This is a genomic window from Nocardioides sp. Z40_12, from assembly GCF_058215795.1.
Genome location: NZ_JBZAJA010000005.1, coordinates 101,105 through 117,677 on the forward strand (window position 1 = coordinate 101,105; position 16,573 = coordinate 117,677).

The following is a 16,573-nucleotide window of genomic DNA, read 5'->3' on the forward strand; positions in this document are numbered from 1 at the left end:
GGCGGTCAGGGCACCGGGGAGAACCCGCCGTCGACGTTGACGGTCGCCCCGGTGACGTAGGAGGCCCGCGGCGAGAGCAGGAACGCCGCCACGTCCGCGAACTCCTCGGCCCGCCCGAGCCGGCCCATCGGGATGCCGAGCCGGCCGGCGAGCGCCGCGGTGAACTCGCCGTACTCCTGACCGGCCGTGGCGGCGGCGCGCACCCACTGGTCGCTGTCGACGTAGCCGATGAGCACCGCGTTGACCCGCACCCTCGAGGGGGCGAGCTCCTGGGCCATCGCCTTGGTCCAGGCCAGTCCCGCGCTGCGCGACGCCGAGGTGGGCAGGGTGCCGGCGGCCGGCGCCTTCGCGGAGACCGCCAGGCTGTTGAGCACCGCTCCCCCGCGCTCGCGCAGGTGGGGCAGTGCGAGGCGGGTGAGCCGGATCATCGCCATCACCTTGAGCTCGTGGTCCGCGAGGATCTCCTCGTCGCCGAGCCCCTCGAAGGCGCCGGCCGCGGCCTGTCCGGCGTTGTTCATCACGCCGTCCAGGCGGCCGAACCGCTCCAGGGTCCGCTCCACCAGGGTCGCGAGGTCACCGGTGTCCCGGACGTCCGCGCGCACCCCGATCACGCTGCCGGGCAGGCCCTCCAGGGCGGCCACCGCGCGCTCGAGCCGCGTCTCGTCCCGGCCGCAGACCGCCACCCCGGCGCCCTCCGCGGCCAGCCGGCGCGCGGTCGCCAGCCCCAGCCCGTCGGAACCTCCCGTGATGACGAACGCCCGGCCAGTCAGCTCCAGGTCCATGGATCTCCCCTCTCGGCTCGGATCCATCCTGCCGCGCCCGCCCCGGGCGGGCCATCCCCGAGCCGCAGGCGCAAGGACCGACAAGGACCGACCGCACCGCCCTCGCGGAACATCTTGTGACTGGCACCACGGATGTTATTATTCATATGCATTGATTGCGTCGAGAGGAAGCCACATGAGCGAGTCCGGGTCCCAGGCACCCCTGTCCGGCGTGCGCGTCATCGAGCTGGGCTCGATGTATGCCGCCCCCACCGCGGGGCGCATGCTGCGCGACTTCGGCGCCGACGTGGTCAAGATCGAGGACCCCGCCCAGGGTGACTTCGCCCGCCAGTGGCAGCCGGCCCACGAGGGGCTGGCGATCGGCTACTCCCGGCTCAACTCCGGCAAGCGCTCCGTCGGCCTCGACATGCGCAGCCCCGAGGCCCGCGACATCGCCCGGAACCTGATCGCCTGCGCCGACGTGGTCATCGAGAACTTCCGCCCCGGCCGGATGGAGAAGTGGGGCCTCGGCTACGACGCCCTCTCCGCCGAGCACCCGGGTCTGGTCATGACCAGGGTCAGCGGGTTCGGCCAGACCGGTCCCTACGCCGCCCGGCCCGGCTTCGGCACGGTCGCCGAGACGGCGTCCGGCTACGCCTTCCTCAACGGCTGGCCCGACACCCCGCCCACCGCCCCGCCGTTCGGCTTCGCCGACTCGATCGCCGGCATCTCGGCGGCCTTCGGCACCGCGATGGCGCTCTTCAAGCGCGAGATGACCGGCCGGGGCTCCGAGGTCGACGTCGCGCTCTACGAGCCGCTGATGTTCATCCTCGGCGACGCGGTCCTCAACTACACCGCGAGCGGCACGATCATGCAGCGGCACGGCAACGCCTCGGGCGCCGCCTCGCCGCGCGGCATCTACGAGGCGGCCGACGGGGGGTGGCTCTCCATCGCCGCCTCCAACCAGTCGATCGCGCTGCGGCTCTTCGAGGCGATGGGCCGACCCGACCTCAAGGACGACGAGCGCTTCGCCACCAACACCGCCCGGATGGCCAACAACGAGGCCATGCAGCAGATCGTCATCGACTGGGTGGGGTCCTACCCGCGCGACGAGGCGCTGGCGATCCTGGACAAGCACGAGGTGGTGGCGGCGGCGGTCAACGACGCCAGGGACGTCACCCAGGACCCCCACTTCCAGGAGCGGACCCTGGTCGAGCTGGCCAACACCGTGCTCGGCCCCGCCCTGATGCCCGGGCCCATCCTGCACCTCGACGACTACAATGGACCCAGGTACGACGGCGTCGCCGCGGTGGGGGAGCACACCAGGGAGGTGCTGGTCGACGAGTTGGGCATGGCGCCCGACGAGGTTGCCCGCTTGGCCCACAACGGCGTGGTCAGCGGCTGAGACGCCCTGAAGCCCCTTTGCGAATGAGCGAGTTGCAACCCTCAATGCTGATTATGATCACGCCACCGCACGGACGCGCCTGGTCCGGCTCCGAAGGGAATCACCGATGACTGCCACCACCCTGCGTCCGATGAAGACCGCGATGCTGGTCGCTCAACGCATCGTCGCGGACATCAACGCGCGCGGCAACGTCATCGGCGATCGCCTGCCCCCCGAGCGCGCCATGCTGGAGAAGTACGACGTCGGCCGCGGCACGCTGCGCGAGTCGCTGCGCTTCCTCGAGCTCCAGGGCGTCATCACCCTCAAGCCCGGCCCCGGCGGCGGCCCCGTGGTGGTCCAGCCGGACGCCAGCAGCCTGGCCACCTCCCTGACGCTGCTGCTCCAGTTCTCCGACGCGCCGTTCCGCACCATCGCCGAGGCCCGCCTGGGCCTGGAGCCGATGATGGCGCAGCTGGCCGCCGAGCGGATGAGCGAGGACTCGCTGGCCTCGCTCAAGGACAGCGTGGAGAACATGCACGACAACCTCGGGAACCAGTCGGTCTTCCTGGAGGAGAACAAGCGCTTCCACGACCTCATCTCCCACGGCTCGGGCAACGCCATGTTCGGCCTGCTGGTCGACGCCCTGCTCGGCATCCTGGACGGCTCCGCGATCGGCATCGACTACCCCGAGCTGCGCCGTGCCGCGGTGCACAAGGCTCACCTGCACATCTACCAGACGATCGAGGCCCGCGACCCCGCCGCCGCCGCCTCGGCCATGCAGGACCACATCCAGGAGTACGTCCGCTACGCCGAGCGGAAGTTCCCCGAGGTGCTCGACGCCCCCATCGTGTGGGGCCGGGTCTGAGCCGACGGCCCCGCCGTCAGGAGGGCAGCCGGTCGCCCAGCACGCCGGCCAGCGTGCCGCCGAGCACCATCTTGGTCTCGTCGTCGGTGAGCCCCAGCGCCTCGATGGCCCGGATCTCCTCCGCGGGGCTCGTCATCGGCCAGTCGGAGCCGAAGACGATGCGCTCGGCGCCGTGCTTGCGGATCAGGTCGCGCACCCGCTCGGGACGCAGCGTGGCCAGGCTGGGCGGCCAGGAGGTCTCCAGCACCACGTCGGCGCCGGCCAGCATCTCCTCGGCGTCGTCGAGGATCTTGTAGCCGCCGAAGTGGCAGGCCATCAGCCGCAGGTCGGGGAACTGCCGGGTGATGTCACGGATCATCTTCGGGCTGGAGAGGCTGTTGGTGAACTCGTCGCCGCCCTCCCCCACGTGGGTGATCACCGCGTAGTCGCTGCCGAAGGCCTCGAAGATCTCCCACAGCCGCGGGTCGTCGAGCGCGAACTTCTGGAAGAGCGGGTGGATCTTGACCGCCCGGACCCCGTGCCGCTGCAGGCTGGCGAGGTTCTCCTCCACCGACAGCTCGACGTGCACGGTGCCGAACGGCACGTGCGTCTCGTCGGCCAGGCCGGCCACGAAGCGGTTGACCGAGTCGACGTGACGGGCCTCGTTGGCGATGGCCAGGCAGCAGCTCACCTGGACGCCGCTCTCGGCCATGTCGCCGGTCAGGCCGGTGACGGTGCCGTCGCCGCGGGCCTCCAGGCCCTGGACCCGGTTGCCGCCGAGGGCGACCGCGGCGATCTTGTCGGGCCAGACGTGGGTGTGCGCGTCGATGATCATGGGGGGCGTCCTCTTCTGGGTCAGAGCTTGCCGGACTCGCCACCGTCGACCACGAAGATCGCGCCGGTGGTGAAGGACGACAGGGGGGAGACGAGCAGGCAGGTCAGCGGCACGATCTCGGACGGGTCCGCCATCCGGCCGGCCGGGATCTTCGCGATCCGCTTGGCGTGGAGCTCGGGCGACTCGGTGACCGCCTTCTGCGCCTCGGTCACGAAGGCACCGGGCGCGATGCAGTTGACCTGCACGTTCTTCGACGCCCACTCGGCGGCGAGCGCCTCGGTGAAGCGGACCACCGCACCCTTGGAGGTGGAGTAGGGCACCAGGAACGGCTTGCCGCGCAGACCGGTGGTGGAGGCGACGTTGACGATCCGTCCCGCGCCCTGCTCGATCATCTGCCGGCCGGCGGCCTGGGCGAGCAGCATCGGGGCGATCACGTTGACCGCCAGCGCGTCCTTCCAGATCGCCGGGTCCTGGGTGGCGAACTTCCCGGCCGGGGCGATGCCGGCGTTGTTGACCAGCCCGTCGATGCGGCCGTGGCGCGCGATGACCTCGGGCACCAGCGCCGCCACCGACTCCTCGTCGCGCATGTCGACCCGGGCGGCGGTGATGCGCCCCTCGCCCCGCGAGGCCACCTCGTCGAGGCTGTCGACCGAGCGTGCGGCGGCCACCACGGTGGCGCCCTCGCGGGCCAGGGCCAGCGCCATCGCGGCACCGAGGCCGCGGCTGGCACCGGTGACCAGGACGACCGTTCCGTCGAGCTTGAGGTCCATCAGCGGGCACCCTTCGCGAGCCGGCGCGCCAGCGAGTCGAGGAGCACCTCGGTGGCGCCCTCGTAGACGCGCAGCGGGCGGGCGTTGCGGTAGAGCCGCTCGATCTTGGAGCCGCGGACGAGGCCGAAGCGGCCCATCGTCTGCACCGACCGGTCGACCACCCCGGCGGCGGCCTCGGTGGCGTGCACCTTGGCCATCGAGGAGTAGTCGAGGTGGGCCAGCGGGTCGCTCTTGGCCAGCGCCGCGGCCCGGTAGACGAACGCCCGCGCCGCCTCGACGTCGGTCCACGACTGGGCCAGCTTCTGGGAGACCGCACCGAGCTCGATCAGCGGCTTGCCGAACTGCTCTCGGGTGATGGCATGGTTCTTGGCCTCGTCCAGCGCCGCCTGGGCCAGGCCCACGGCGGAGCCGGCGACGGTGACCCGGAAGACCGCGAGGGTCTGCAGCATCAGCGAGAACGCCTTGCCCGGCACCCCGAGACGGTGGTCGGCGGGCACCCGGACGCCGTCGAAGGTGAGCTCGCCGAGGATGTGCGGGGCCATCAGGTCGGCACCCTTCTCCACGCTGAGGCCCGCGGCGTCGGCCGGGACCAGCACCATCGACCAGCCCTCGTCCTCGCGGACCAGGGTGCAGTAGAAGTCGGCCGCCCCACCGTTGGTGATGAAGGACTTGCGCCCGTCGATCACCAGCTCGTCGCCGTCGACGACCATCGTGGTGGTGATGGCGCGCAGGTCCGAGCCCACGTCGGGCTCGGTGAGCGCGAGCCCGGCGATGGCCTCGAGCGTGGCCACCTTGGGCAGCCACTGCTGCTTGAGCTCCTCGGAGCCGCCCACCGACAGCGAGTAGCTGCCCACCCCCTGCATCCCGAACATGGAGTCCAGGTGGGCGGAGGAGTACATCAGCTGCTCGCGGACCACCGCGATGGTCAGCGGGTCGAGCACCTCGTCGTGACCGCCGTACGCCGCCTGGACGACGTAGCGGGCAAGCCCGCTGTCCCGCAGCGCGTCGAGGCAGCCCTGGTGCACGTCGACCGCCTCGTCGGCCTCGGCCGCGAAGGGCTCGACCTTGGCGGCCGTCTCCCGGGCGATCTCCCTGACCTCGCGGTGTCGCGGGCTGAGGTCGAACAACTGGCCGTCTTCCACGGTGAGTCCCTTCTGGAAAGAATGTCGAGGTGCGGGCGGGCGGGCCCGGTCAGCGACGCTGGTCGAACTTGCGGCCGAGCACCTCGGAGACGATGCGGATCCGCTGCATCGTCGGGGTGCCGCCCGCGATCGCCCAGCCGTGCGAGTCGCGGTGGAGGCGCTCGAGACCGTACTCCTCGGTGTAGCCGTTGCCGCCGTGGATCTGCATCGCCAGGTCGGTGACCCGCTTGGCCATCTCGTTGGCGGTGCACTTGGCCAGCGAGACCGCGAGCGGGTCCGGGATGCCGGTCTCGGTGGCGGAGGCGGCGGCGCGGTCGCGCAGCAGCCGGGCGGCCTCGACCTGCAGGATCATGTCGGCCAGCATCACCTGGATGCTCTGGAACTCCACGAGCTCCTTGCCGAACTGCTCGCGCTCCTCGACGTACTTCAGCGTCTTGTCGAGGGCGGCCTGCCCGATCGCCAGGCTCATGGTGGTGTTGCCCATGCGCTCGATCGAGAAGATGCCGAAGAGCTTGCCGAACGAGCCGGCCGGGACGACGACGTTCTCCAGCGGCACCTCGACGTTGTCGAAGTAGAGGTCGGCCGAGGGGATCCCGCGGAAGCCCATCAGGCGCTCGCTGGCACCGAAGCTGAAGCCGGGGGTGCCCTTGTCGACCACGACGGCGCCGATGCCCTTGGCGCCGGGCGCGTCGGAGAGACGGCAGTAGAGGAGGTACTGGTCGGCCTCGCCGCCGTTGGAGATCCAGCGCTTGGAGCCGTTGATCACCAGGTGGCCGTCGACCTCCTTGGCGGTGGTGCGCATGTCGGTGGCGGCGGAGCCGGCGTCGGGCTCGGAGATGCCGACGGCCATCGTGCGCTCGCCGCTGATGATGTCGGGGAGCCAGCGCTCGCGCTGCTCCTCGGTGCCGAGGTGGGTGATCACCTGCGCCGGACCGGTGTTGGCCTCGAACACCTGGAAGGCGGCCGGGCGGCAGACCTTGCCCAGCTCCTCGATGACCACGAGCGCCTCCTCGAGCGGGGCGCCGGAGCCGCCGTACTTCTCCGGGTGGGCGATGCCCAGGAATCCGAGGTCGCCGAGACGGCGCCGCTCCTCCTTGGGGATGGGCGTGCGGTTGACGTCGAGCGCTTCGGCCATGGGCTCGTAGACCTCACGAGCCACCTGCGCGGCCAGCTGCCTGATCTCCGCGTACTGATCCGTCACGGACTCACCTCCTTGGTTGTAATCATTATCCTAGATTCATCGAGGATTTCGTGTCAAGCAATGGCGCCATCCGTCCCTGCCCGGGCGGCGGACCGCTCGTGGACATACGCATGACAATCATGATAAGCAATAGGTATGGTCCAGACGCAAGAGAACAGCCCTCGTGACGTGGTGATCGTCGACGCCGTCCGCTCCCCGGTCGGCCGCGGCAAGGCCGGGGGTGCCCTCGCCGACGTGCACCCCGTCGACCTGCTCGCCCAGACGATCCAGGCGCTGCTGGCCCGCTCCCCGCAGGTCGAGCCCGGCACCGTGGACGACGTCATCATCGGCTGCGTCTCGCAGGTCGGCGAGCAGTCGGCGACCCCGGGCCGGATGGCCTGGCTGGCCGCCGGCTTCCCGGCACACGTGCCGGCCGTGACCATCGACCGCAAGTGCGGCTCGAGCCAGCAGTCGGTCCACTTCGCCGCGCAGGGCATCCTGTCGGGCGAGGCCGACATCGTGGTCGCCGGTGGCGTGGAGTCGATGAGCCGGGTGGTCATGGGCTCCGCCCGGATGGGAGAGGACCCGTACGGCGACGGGATCCTCGCCGCCTACGCCCCCGGCCTGGTCTCCCAGGGTGTCGCCTCCGAGCTGGTCACCGCCGAGTGGGACCTCACCCGCGACGAGCTCGACGAGTACGCCGCCCTCTCCCACCAGCGGGCCGCCGCGGCGCAGGACGCAGGTGCCTTCGCGCGCGAGATCGTGCCGATCACCACCCCCCACGGCGTGGTGAGCGAGGACGAGACGATCCGCCGCGGCACCACCCCGGAGAAGCTCGGCGGCCTCAAGGCCGTCTTCGAGACCCCGGAGCTCTCCGAGCGGTTCCCGCAGGTGACGTGGTCGACGACCGCGGGCAACTCCTCCCAGATCACTGACGGCGCGGCCGTGATGCTGCTGATGTCGCGGGCCAAGGCCGACGAGCTCGGGCTCCGCGCCCGGGCCCGGGTGCACACCATGTCGGTGGTCGGCAGCGACCCCCTGCTGATGCTCACCGGCCCGATCCCCGCCACCGACAAGGTGCTGGGCCGCTCGGGCCTGACGCTGGACGAGATCGACCACGTGGAGGTCAACGAGGCCTTCGCCTCGGTGCCGCTGGCCTGGCTCAAGGAGCTCAAGGGCGACCCGGCCAAGCTCAACCCCCGGGGCGGCGCGATCGCGCTGGGCCACCCGCTGGGCGCCTCCGGGGCCCGGCTGATGACCACCATGCTGCACGCCCTCGAGGACGAGGGCCAGCGCTACGGCCTCCAGCTCATGTGCGAGGCCGGCGGGATGGCCAACGCCACCATCATCGAGCGGCTCTGACCCGCTCCTCCCCTCCCACACACACACGCAAGGAGTCCGAGTGGACGTCAACGGAGCATCAGCCCTGGTCACCGGCGGGGCCTCCGGGCTCGGTGCGGCGACCGCCCGCCGTCTCGCGAAGGCAGGGGCCCACGTCGTGGTCCTCGACCTCAACGAGGAGCTGGGCAAGGAGTTCGCCGCCGAGATCGGGGGCACCTTCGCCCAGGGCGACGTGACCGACGCGGCGTCGGTCGACGCCGCCCTGGACGCCGCCGAGCAGCACGGCCCGCTGCGGGCGCTCGTGCACTGCGCCGGCAAGGGCGGCACGGTCCGCCTGGTCAACCGCGACGGCACCCCGGGCGACCTCGAGCTCTACCAGCAGCTGATCAACATCAACCTGGTCGGCACCTTCAACGTGCTGCGGCTCGCCGCGGCCCGGATGGCGAAGAACGAGGTCGTCGAGGGCGAGCGCGGCGTCTGCGTGCTCACCGCCTCGGTGGCCGCCTGGGAGGGCCAGATCGGCCAGATCCCCTACGCCTCGGCCAAGGCCGGCGTGGTCGGCATGACCCTGGTGGCCGCCCGCGACCTGGCGACGAAGAACATCCGGGTCAACACCATCGCCCCGGGCGTCTTCGACACCCCGATCCTGGCCCGGTTCTCCCCCGAGATCCGCGACGGCCTCGGCGCGCAGGTGTCCAACCCGGCGCGCCTCGGCCAGCCGGACGAGTTCGCGATGATGGCCCAGCAGATCGTGGAGAACCCCTACCTCAACGGCGAGACGATCCGTCTCGACGGCGCGATCCGGATGTCGCCGCGATGAGCGCCGCGCCCGAGGAGCCGACCGGTCCGGAGCTGAAGGTCACCGAGCGCGGCCGGGTGCTGGTCATGACCATGGACCGGCCCCAGGCGCGCAACGCGATGTCCCTGCAGATGTCGCAGGAGATCGCCGACGCGCTCGACCTGCTCGACAGCCGCCCCGACCTCAGCGTCGGCGTGATCACCGGCGCCAACCAGACCTTCTGCGCCGGCATGGACCTCAAGGGGTTCGCCCGCGGGGAGCGCCCGGTGATCGAGGGCCGCGGCTTCGCGGGCCTGGTGCAGAAGCCGCCGACCAAGCCGCTGATCGCGGCCGTCGAGGGCTACGCCCTGGCGGGCGGCTTCGAGATCGTGCTCGCCTGCGACCTGGTCGTCGCCTCCGAGTCGGCGAAGTTCGGCCTGCCGGAGGTCAAGCGCGGCCTCACCGCCGCGGCCGGCGGCCTGCTCCGCCTCCAGCGGCGCATCCCCTACCACCTGGCGATGGAGCTGGTGCTGACCGGCGCGATGTGGCCGGCGACGGCCGCGGCCGAGGTGCACCTGGTCAACCGGCTCGCCGAGCCCGGCTCCGCCCTCGACGTCGCCCTCGAGCTCGCCGACGAGATCGCGGCCAACGCTCCCCTCGCACTGGCCGCCTCCAAGCAGGTGCTCGTCCGCTCCCAGGACTGGGAGCTGGAGGAGATGTTCGACCGCCAGCACGAGTTCGTGCAGCCGATCCGCGAGTCCGCGGACGCCAAGGAGGGCGCGCTCGCCTTCGTCGAGAAGCGGGACCCGGTCTGGACCGGTCGCTGACGGAGCCACGTCGCACAGCAAGGCCGCGCACCCTCCGGGGTGCGCGGCCTTCCTCGTCTCCGAGGAGTCAGCGCAGGGTGACCCAGCCGCCCCAGGCGGTCTCGGACCAACCGGCCTCGTTGCGGGCGATGACCCTGACCCGGTAGCGACCGGGCGACACGTGGACCACCGCACGGTTGCGGGTGGTCATCACGGCGACCGCACTGGCCCGGTCCTGGGACCTCGCCACGACCATGTGCTTCTCCGCCGGCGGACGACCGCCCCGGCCCGGCTTCCAGGTCACCAGCAGGCGGCCCCGCTTCGCGACCACCTCCACCGCACGCGGGCGGGCGGGCGCTCCGACCGGCGCCTCGGCGGCGACCTCGGCCCGCGGGGCGACCGGGGCGAGCGGGGCGAGCGGGGCAACCGCGACGACCGGGGCGGTCGGGCCGACGGCCAGGGACAGGAGCGCGGCCGCGAGCAGGCCCACCCGAGGTGGTGCGGGCGGCCGGCCCGCCTGGCAGCTCCGAGTGCGCACGTCGATCCCCCTCGCCGATTTCCCAAGGTAGCCCCTGTGCAGGACGTGGCTGCGGCCCTAGTGTCACAAGTCACAGGGGAGTCGGCTCGCTCGGGGTTCGTCCCTCTGGTCTCGGAAAGGAACCACCTCGTGCGAACCACGACTGCCGGGCTCAGCCTGGCCCTGATGGCGGGAGCCGGCCTGCTGGCCATCCCCACGACGGCTGCGGCCCCACCGGCCGCAACCCCCGGCGGCGCGGGCGAACCCCAGGCCGCCACCCCCTCCCACGTCCTGCCCAACCCCGACGCTGAGAAGCAGGAGGTCCTGCGCCAGGAGGCGTGGGCCGACGTGCTCAGCGGGGAGGCGACACCCCGGACGATCAACGGCAGCTCGGTGCTCAAGGTCGGTCAGGAGCCGGCGCCCGCGACCCAGGCCCGCAGCCAGGCCGCGGCCGAGACCCAGGACCAGTTCGTCGAGCTCTCCAACGAGCGGACCGACAAGGTCTTCGTCTTCCTGGTCGAGTTCGGCAACGAGCGGCACCCGCAGTACCCCGACCGCGACACCTCCCCCACCACGGCCGGCCCGGCCCGCTTCGACGGCCCGCTCTTCAACGAGATCCCCAAGCCCGGCCCCGACGACAACCGGACCCAGTGGCGCAAGAACTACAACAAGCGCTACTACAAGGACCTCTACTTCGGCGAGGGCGAGGGCGTGGAGTCGCTCAAGACCTACTACGAGCGGCAGTCCTCGGGCCGCTACAGCGTCGAGGGCATGGTCACCGACTTCACCACGGTCCGCTACAACCAGGCCCGGTACGGCCGCAGCGACGGCTACCCGTGCGGCAGCAACGTCTGCTCCAACACCTGGAACCTGGTCTCCGACGGCCTCACCCAGTGGGTGGCGGACCAGAAGGCGGCCGGCAGGACCGACGCCCAGATCCGCCGGCAGGTGGCCCAGTACGACATCCGGGACCGCTACGACTACGACGGCGACGGCAACTTCGACGAGCCCGACGGCTACATCGACCGCTTCCAGATCATCCACGCGGGTGGCGACCAGGCCGACAGCGACCCGATCTACGGCGAGGACGCCATCTGGAGCCACCGGTGGAAGGCGTTCCAGAACGTCGACGGCATCGCCGGCCCCGCGGGCAACCTCGACGGCGGCACGCAGATCGGCAACACCGGGATCTGGGTGGCCGACTACACCATCCAACCGGAGAACGGCGGTCTCTCGGTGGTCGCCCACGAGTACGGCCACGACCTCGGTCTCCCCGACCACTACGACACTGCGGCCACGGGCGACAACCCGGTCAGCTGGTGGACGCTGATGGCCCAGAGCCGCGTCTCCGCCCCGGGCGACCAGGGCATCGGCACCCGTGCCGCCGACCTCGGCGTCTGGGACAAGCTGCAGCTCGGCTGGCTCGACTACGAGACCGTCGTGGCCGGGCAGGACCGCACCATCGACCTCGGCCCCCACGAGTACAACTCCGACAGGGCCCAGGGCGTCGCGGTGGTGCTGCCCGACAAGCAGACCGTCACCACGCTGCCGACCCCGCCCCAGGGGACCCGGCAGTGGTGGAGCGGCGAGGGCGACGACTACGAGGCGTCCATGTCGCGGGCCGACGTGGCGGTGCCCGCCGGTGGCGCGACGCTGAGCCTCAAGACGCAGTTCAACATCGAGGAGGACTACGACTACGCGTGGTTCGAGGCCGAGGTGCCCGCGGGCAGCGGCACCTGGACCCAGCTGCCGACCACGATCGACCCGGACGCCGGCCCGGACGCCGACGAGATCGGGATCGACGGGGTCAGCGCCGGCTACGTGCCGGTGACCTTCGACCTCACGCCGTACGCCGGTCAGACCATCGGCTTCCGGGCCCGCTACCTCACCGACGGTGGGGCTCAGGGTCAGGACCCGGCGCTGGGCTGGTCGGGGATCTTCGTCGACGACATCTCGGTCACCGCCGGTGGCCAGGTGGTCTTCGCCGACGGTGCCGAGACCTCGCCCAACGGATGGACCCTCGACGGCTTCACGTCGGTGGGCGCCACCCGCACCACCACGACCGACCAGTTCTACCTGGCGAGCAACCGGGCCTACGTCTCCTACGACAAGTACCTCCAGACCGGTCCGTACAACTTCAGCTTCCCGGACCGGCCGAACTTCGTGGAGAAGTTCCCCTACCAGAACGGGCTGCTCGTCAACTACTGGGACGCGTCCTTCACCAACAACAACACCAGCCAGCACCCCGGCCAGGGCCTGGTGCTTCCGGTGGACGCCAACCCGCAGGTGCTCTACAACCTGCAGGGCCAGGCGTGGCGTGGTCGGATCCAGACCTACGACGCCCCGTTCGGGCTGGAGCGGTCGGACTCGTTCTACCTCTACGCAGGTGGACGCCGCAGCTACGTGCGCGGTGCGGCAGCGAACCCGGTCTTCGACGACTCCGACCCGGACCGGTACTTCCGGCCGTTCGCGGAGGCAGGTCAGCCGCGCACCGGCGTGAAGGTCGCCGGCGTGGGTGTGAAGATCCAGGTGCTCGAGCAGAACGGCACCTCCATGCGGATCCGGGTGCAGTGACCGGACCCTTGTAGGAGCACAGCAGCAGCACGGTGAGGGCCGGGGGCGGCACGCCCCCGGCCCTCGTCGCGCCCGGCCTCAGTCGAGAACGGTGACGGTCGTCGCCCGCACCAGCGGTCCGCCGCACCCGGTGGCCCCCAGGTCGGGGGCGCCGGTGACCCGGACCCGGTCCCCCACCGCGAGCCCGTCGGTCGCCGCACCCGTCAGGGTCCAGGTGACCGCGTGCTCGTCGCGCACCACCACGCAGTCACCGGTGCCGGTGACCTCCCCGGTCACCCGGATCTTCTGCAGGCCGTCGGTGGGTGGGGTCGTGGCCCGGGTGGGCGTGGGAGTGCCGGCCGGCGCCTCTCCGGCCGGCGCCTCTCCGGTCGGCGCCTCGCCGGTCGGGGTGGAGGCCGCCTCGGCGGGCTCGGCCTCACGGGCGTCCTGGGACGCCGTGGGGTCGCCGCACGAGGTCAACGCCAGCACGGCGGCCAGCAGCAGGGCGCAGGGTCGGAGTCGCGGCGTCATAGAGGTGGGACGCGCGGCTGGCCGCGGCGGCTCCACCCGCGTTCACGACCGGGTCATCACCCGGCGGCTCCGTGACGCGCCGCGGATCGGGATAGCCACCAGCAGCGCACCGATCAACAGCACGACCGCGGCCGTGACCAGCAGGACCGCGACCACCGTCGCCAGCACGGGGAACTCCGCCCCGACGGCGACGTCGGCAGCCACCCCGGCGGTGCCGTCGGCCCGCATCAGCACGACGGTCCAGTCGCCCCCTTCGGGCGACCAGGTGACCTGGACGCCGTCCACCCCCGAGTCGCTGTCGGTCCAGAACCCCTCGTCGGTGGGGGCGGTCGCGGGCGCTCCTCCCTCGACCGGACGGAAGACGGGCCTCCCGTCGTCGCCCAGGTCCTTGACGACGTCGTACCGGACGCCGTCGAGGTAGCGGTCCACGTCGCGGGTGGGCGCGACACCGAGGAACACCTCGTCGCCGGCGCGGCTGTCCGCGGTGAACCGCACGTCGCCGACCAGGCTCTCCCGCAGGAGCGGCTCGGGGATGTCGGTCGGGATGTCGAGGTCGTCGGAGGTGATGGCGAACGCGGTGGTGGTGAACGACTCCTCTGAGCTCATCACGTACCCGTCGGGGTCCTTCGCCCCCACGTCGGCCGCGGCCAGCACGAGCCCGAGCAGAGCGAGGAAGAGCGAGAACGCGACCAGCATCGATCCGATGACCAGGGAGACGACCCGCCCGGCGGTCCACCCGGTCTGGGTGGGCTCCGAGCCGGTCGGTGTGGGCTCCGGGCCGGTCGGTGTGGGCTCCGAGCCCATCGGTGTGGTGGGGGCGACCGCCGGGTCCGCGACGGTCGGTGCGGAGACCGGCCGGGGGGCCTCGTGCCCGCCCTGCTCGAGGCTGAACGGCGGGTAGCGGTCGGTCATCAGGGAGACGTAGGCGGCCACCCTCAGCATCCATCGGTTGATGCCCAGCAGGAGGTCGAAGACCCCTCGCGGATAGCGGCCGGTGAAGAGGAGGGCCACGCCCGCGATCAGCACCAGGACGCCGACCAGGCCGAGGCTGAGCGCCGGGTCGTCGGGGAAGCCGCGGACGCCGTACCCCACCCCGCCGACGAAGAGGGCCACCACCAGGTAGTGCGGGATGGCCAGCAGCCACCACTTGACCAGCACCAGGCCACGGGAGAGGCGCGCCGGGTAGTCCACCTCGAGGTGGGCCGGGTAGCCCGGGACGTCCGCGAGCGTGAACGGCGGGTAGCGGTCGGTTCCCAGGGCGCCGTAGGCGTAGAACGCGACCCGCCAGCTCCACCGCATGACCCCGACGTTGAAGTCGAACAGGACGTGCGGGTAGCGGCCGGTGAACAGGATGCTGAAGAAGGCGATGAGGCTGGTGACCCCGAAGGCGGTCCACAGGAAGGTCAGCACCACGTAGTGGGGCACCGCGAGGAGCCACTTGACGAGCCAGAGGCCACGGCTGAGGCTGGGATCCAGCTCGGCCTCGACGCGGACGGGGTAGGGGGCTGGGCCGTTCGGGGTGTCCATCGACCCCTCCTCACACGAGGACCCAGCCCGTCATGGGGACGGGCTGTGGTCTGGGGCAACGCACCTGCCCTCTATTAGTCCGCCGCTCGCCGCAATGGGCTAGGGCCGAGAGGCCCGGGCCCTTCGGCCGCCCGGGTTCGTCCATGACCGGAGGTCCTCGCGCTGCACGTGGAGCGGGGGCACCACCTTCTCCCGGACGTCGGCCGGGCGCCAGGCCGGATCGGCGTGCGTCCGGAGCTCGTAGTCGAGGGTCCGCAGGGCGACCTCGCGGGCGGACCCTCCCGGATCTTGGGGGTCTAGTCCAGGATCTTGGGAGTCCCTGGCGGCCGGCTCGTGGATGATCGGTCCGTGGCGAACCGCGACAGCTGGGAGATCCGCCCTGTGGGCGAGGACTGCGACGACCTCCTGACCCTGAGGAGGCGCTGGTTCCCGCCGGCCGAGGACGACGCGGACGAAGACTTCGACGAGGAGTTCCGCGCCTGGTGGGCCGCCGAGCGCCACCACCGACGCGCCTGGGTGGCCTACGACGACGGTCGCCCGATCGGCATGGCCAACGCACAGGTCTTCACGCGGATGCCCGCGGCCGGGCGACCGCGCACCCGGTGGCTCTACGGCGCCAACGTCTACGTCGTACCGCAGGAGCGCCGACAGGGCGTCGGGCGGGCACTGATGGAGGCCCTCCTCGGGTTCGCGCGGAGCAACGCGATGGCGCGGGTCGTCCTCGCACCCTCGGAGGTCTCGATCCCCCTCTACGAGGCGCTCGGCTTCCGCCCCGCCCACGACCTGATGCGGCTCGACCTGTCGTAGTGCAGCGCCTGCACCTGGTCGTGCAGCAGCCCCGGCCAGCGGGCGACGTCGTCGGGAGTGCGTGCCAGCACCAGGCTGCTCCCCGGGACCAGCGAGACCAGCGCCTGCGCGGTGCTCTCCGGGTGCGCCGGGTCGTCGGTCCAGGCCAGCACCGTGGTGGGCACGGCGATCCGGGCCACGGCGTCGCGGGGCGGCAGGTCGGTGAGCGCCGCACCCCGGAACAAGGTGGAGAGCATCTCCTTCGGCACGTCCGGCACGGTGCGCGGCGCCCCGACGGTCGCCGGCGGCGGCTGCACGGCGGCGCCCACCGCCACGAAGGCCTCGAAGCCCGCCCGGTCCACCAGGTCGGCGGCCTCCACGTACTGCGCCGCCTTGCCCGTGCGGGTCTCCCACGCGGTGGGCGGCACCACCAGGGTGAGCGCGGAGAACCGCTCGGGGGCCCGGGTGATCGCGTGCAGCAGGGTCCCGCAGCCCATCGAGGGCCCGACCCCGTGCACCGGCTCCCCCGGGAAGACGTGGTCCAGCAGCCGCAGCAGGTCCTCGGCGAGCGCCTCCCACCGGTAGTCCTCGGGCACCTTGCGGCCGGTGGACCTGCCGTGGCCCCGCGCGTCGTAGCGCAGCAGCCGGGTGCCGCTGAGCCCGAGGCCGAGGTCCAGGTCGAGCAGCCGGTCCCGGTAGCGGCTGGAGGTCAGGCCGTGCAGCTGGACCACGGGAGCTCCGCCCTCGTCGCTCAGCTCCCAGTCCAGCTCGGCGTGGGGCACCTTGAGTCTGGGCAAGCCGGGCTCCTGTCGTGGCGG

General features: G+C 71.8%; 16 protein-coding genes. 7 read left to right on the forward strand and 9 right to left on the reverse strand.

Going from position 1 to position 16,573, the window contains the following annotated elements; all coding sequences use genetic code 11:
- Nucleotides 1-5: 5 nt before the first annotated feature.
- A complete protein-coding gene (locus AC4BG9_RS11125) occupies nt 6-782 on the reverse strand; it encodes an SDR family NAD(P)-dependent oxidoreductase (RefSeq protein ID WP_490571162.1) in 777 nt (258 codons plus the stop codon).
- Nucleotides 783-957: 175 nt separating this feature from the next.
- Between AC4BG9_RS11125 and AC4BG9_RS11130 the strand changes: the two genes are divergently transcribed.
- Both AC4BG9_RS11130 and AC4BG9_RS11135 read left to right on the forward strand, forming a co-directional pair.
- Nucleotides 958-2,166, forward strand: coding sequence for a CaiB/BaiF CoA transferase family protein (locus AC4BG9_RS11130; protein ID WP_490571163.1), 1,209 nt, complete (start codon nt 958-960; stop codon nt 2,164-2,166).
- A 106-nt stretch (nt 2,167-2,272) separates the two neighbouring features.
- On the forward strand, nt 2,273-3,010 hold the full coding sequence (locus AC4BG9_RS11135) for a FadR/GntR family transcriptional regulator (RefSeq protein WP_490571164.1): 738 nt from the start codon (nt 2,273-2,275) through the stop codon (nt 3,008-3,010).
- A 16-nt stretch (nt 3,011-3,026) separates the two neighbouring features.
- Here AC4BG9_RS11135 and AC4BG9_RS11140 read toward each other — a convergent pair whose 3' ends face one another.
- The 4 genes from AC4BG9_RS11140 to AC4BG9_RS11155 are packed head-to-tail and all read right to left on the reverse strand — an operon-like array spanning nt 3,027 to nt 6,937.
- Nucleotides 3,027-3,824: an amidohydrolase family protein gene (locus tag AC4BG9_RS11140; RefSeq protein WP_490571165.1), complete on the reverse strand. Its 798-nt coding sequence runs from the start codon at nt 3,822-3,824 to the stop codon at nt 3,027-3,029.
- 20 nt (nt 3,825-3,844) lie between these two features.
- Nucleotides 3,845-4,594 carry an SDR family NAD(P)-dependent oxidoreductase gene (locus AC4BG9_RS11145; RefSeq protein WP_490571166.1) on the reverse strand — a complete coding sequence of 250 codons (750 nt, stop codon included), beginning with the start codon at nt 4,592-4,594 and terminating at the stop codon, nt 3,845-3,847.
- A complete protein-coding gene (locus tag AC4BG9_RS11150; RefSeq protein WP_490571167.1) occupies nt 4,594-5,736 on the reverse strand; it encodes an acyl-CoA dehydrogenase family protein in 1,143 nt (380 codons plus the stop codon). Before AC4BG9_RS11150 ends, AC4BG9_RS11145 begins: the two co-directional genes overlap by 1 nt.
- Before the next feature lie 49 nt (nt 5,737-5,785).
- Entirely contained in the window at nt 5,786-6,937 is a 1,152-nt protein-coding gene (locus AC4BG9_RS11155; RefSeq protein ID WP_490571168.1) for an acyl-CoA dehydrogenase family protein, read from the reverse strand.
- A 135-nt stretch (nt 6,938-7,072) separates the two neighbouring features.
- Here AC4BG9_RS11155 and AC4BG9_RS11160 point away from each other — a divergent pair, with 135 nt between their 5' ends.
- From AC4BG9_RS11160 to AC4BG9_RS11170, 3 genes are read left to right on the forward strand one after another with little or no spacing between them, the layout of a single operon-like run.
- Nucleotides 7,073-8,278, forward strand: a complete 1,206-nt coding sequence (locus tag AC4BG9_RS11160) for a thiolase family protein (RefSeq protein WP_490571169.1) — start codon at nt 7,073-7,075, stop codon at nt 8,276-8,278.
- Nucleotides 8,279-8,318: 40 nt separating this feature from the next.
- Nucleotides 8,319-9,077 carry an SDR family NAD(P)-dependent oxidoreductase gene (locus AC4BG9_RS11165; protein WP_490571170.1) on the forward strand — a complete coding sequence of 253 codons (759 nt, stop codon included), beginning with the start codon at nt 8,319-8,321 and terminating at the stop codon, nt 9,075-9,077.
- Complete coding sequence (locus AC4BG9_RS11170; RefSeq protein WP_490571171.1) at nt 9,074-9,862, forward strand: crotonase/enoyl-CoA hydratase family protein; 789 nt, start codon at nt 9,074-9,076, stop codon at nt 9,860-9,862. Before AC4BG9_RS11165 ends, AC4BG9_RS11170 begins: the two co-directional genes overlap by 4 nt.
- Nucleotides 9,863-9,929: 67 nt before the next feature.
- Here the strand turns inward: AC4BG9_RS11170 and AC4BG9_RS11175 are convergent, their stop codons facing one another.
- Nucleotides 9,930-10,379: a fibronectin type III domain-containing protein gene (locus AC4BG9_RS11175; protein WP_490571172.1), complete on the reverse strand. Its 450-nt coding sequence runs from the start codon at nt 10,377-10,379 to the stop codon at nt 9,930-9,932.
- Between the two features lie 129 nt (nt 10,380-10,508).
- Between AC4BG9_RS11175 and AC4BG9_RS11180 the strand changes: the two genes are divergently transcribed.
- Nucleotides 10,509-12,932 (forward strand): immune inhibitor A domain-containing protein, encoded by a 2,424-nt coding sequence (locus AC4BG9_RS11180; protein ID WP_490571173.1) that lies wholly within the window; start codon nt 10,509-10,511, stop codon nt 12,930-12,932.
- A 78-nt stretch (nt 12,933-13,010) separates the two neighbouring features.
- Here AC4BG9_RS11180 and AC4BG9_RS11185 read toward each other — a convergent pair whose 3' ends face one another.
- A complete protein-coding gene (locus tag AC4BG9_RS11185) occupies nt 13,011-13,442 on the reverse strand; it encodes a hypothetical protein (protein ID WP_490571174.1) in 432 nt (143 codons plus the stop codon).
- Nucleotides 13,443-13,484: 42 nt separating this feature from the next.
- A complete protein-coding gene (locus AC4BG9_RS11190) occupies nt 13,485-14,969 on the reverse strand; it encodes a DUF4389 domain-containing protein (RefSeq protein ID WP_490571175.1) in 1,485 nt (494 codons plus the stop codon).
- Nucleotides 14,970-15,317: 348 nt separating this feature from the next.
- Between AC4BG9_RS11190 and AC4BG9_RS11195 the strand changes: the two genes are divergently transcribed.
- Nucleotides 15,318-15,776 carry a GNAT family N-acetyltransferase gene (locus AC4BG9_RS11195; protein ID WP_490571176.1) on the forward strand — a complete coding sequence of 153 codons (459 nt, stop codon included), beginning with the start codon at nt 15,318-15,320 and terminating at the stop codon, nt 15,774-15,776.
- Here the strand turns inward: AC4BG9_RS11195 and AC4BG9_RS11200 are convergent.
- Nucleotides 15,719-16,552: an alpha/beta fold hydrolase gene (locus AC4BG9_RS11200; protein WP_490571177.1), complete on the reverse strand. Its 834-nt coding sequence runs from the start codon at nt 16,550-16,552 to the stop codon at nt 15,719-15,721. The genes AC4BG9_RS11195 and AC4BG9_RS11200 overlap by 58 nt on opposite strands.
- Nucleotides 16,553-16,573 lie beyond the last annotated feature (21 nt).

Coding starts and splice junctions, on each gene's coding strand:
- AC4BG9_RS11125 (WP_490571162.1), bottom strand. CDS start 782: ATGGACCTGGAGCTGACTGGCCGGGCGTTCGTCATCACGGGAGGTTCC.
- AC4BG9_RS11130 (WP_490571163.1), top strand. CDS start 958: ATGAGCGAGTCCGGGTCCCAGGCACCCCTGTCCGGCGTGCGCGTCATC.
- AC4BG9_RS11135 (WP_490571164.1), top strand. CDS start 2,273: ATGACTGCCACCACCCTGCGTCCGATGAAGACCGCGATGCTGGTCGCT.
- AC4BG9_RS11140 (WP_490571165.1), bottom strand. CDS start 3,824: ATGATCATCGACGCGCACACCCACGTCTGGCCCGACAAGATCGCCGCG.
- AC4BG9_RS11145 (WP_490571166.1), bottom strand. CDS start 4,594: ATGGACCTCAAGCTCGACGGAACGGTCGTCCTGGTCACCGGTGCCAGC.
- AC4BG9_RS11160 (WP_490571169.1), top strand. CDS start 7,073: ATGGTCCAGACGCAAGAGAACAGCCCTCGTGACGTGGTGATCGTCGAC.
- AC4BG9_RS11170 (WP_490571171.1), top strand. CDS start 9,074: ATGAGCGCCGCGCCCGAGGAGCCGACCGGTCCGGAGCTGAAGGTCACC.
- AC4BG9_RS11185 (WP_490571174.1), bottom strand. CDS start 13,442: ATGACGCCGCGACTCCGACCCTGCGCCCTGCTGCTGGCCGCCGTGCTG.
- AC4BG9_RS11190 (WP_490571175.1), bottom strand. CDS start 14,969: ATGGACACCCCGAACGGCCCAGCCCCCTACCCCGTCCGCGTCGAGGCC.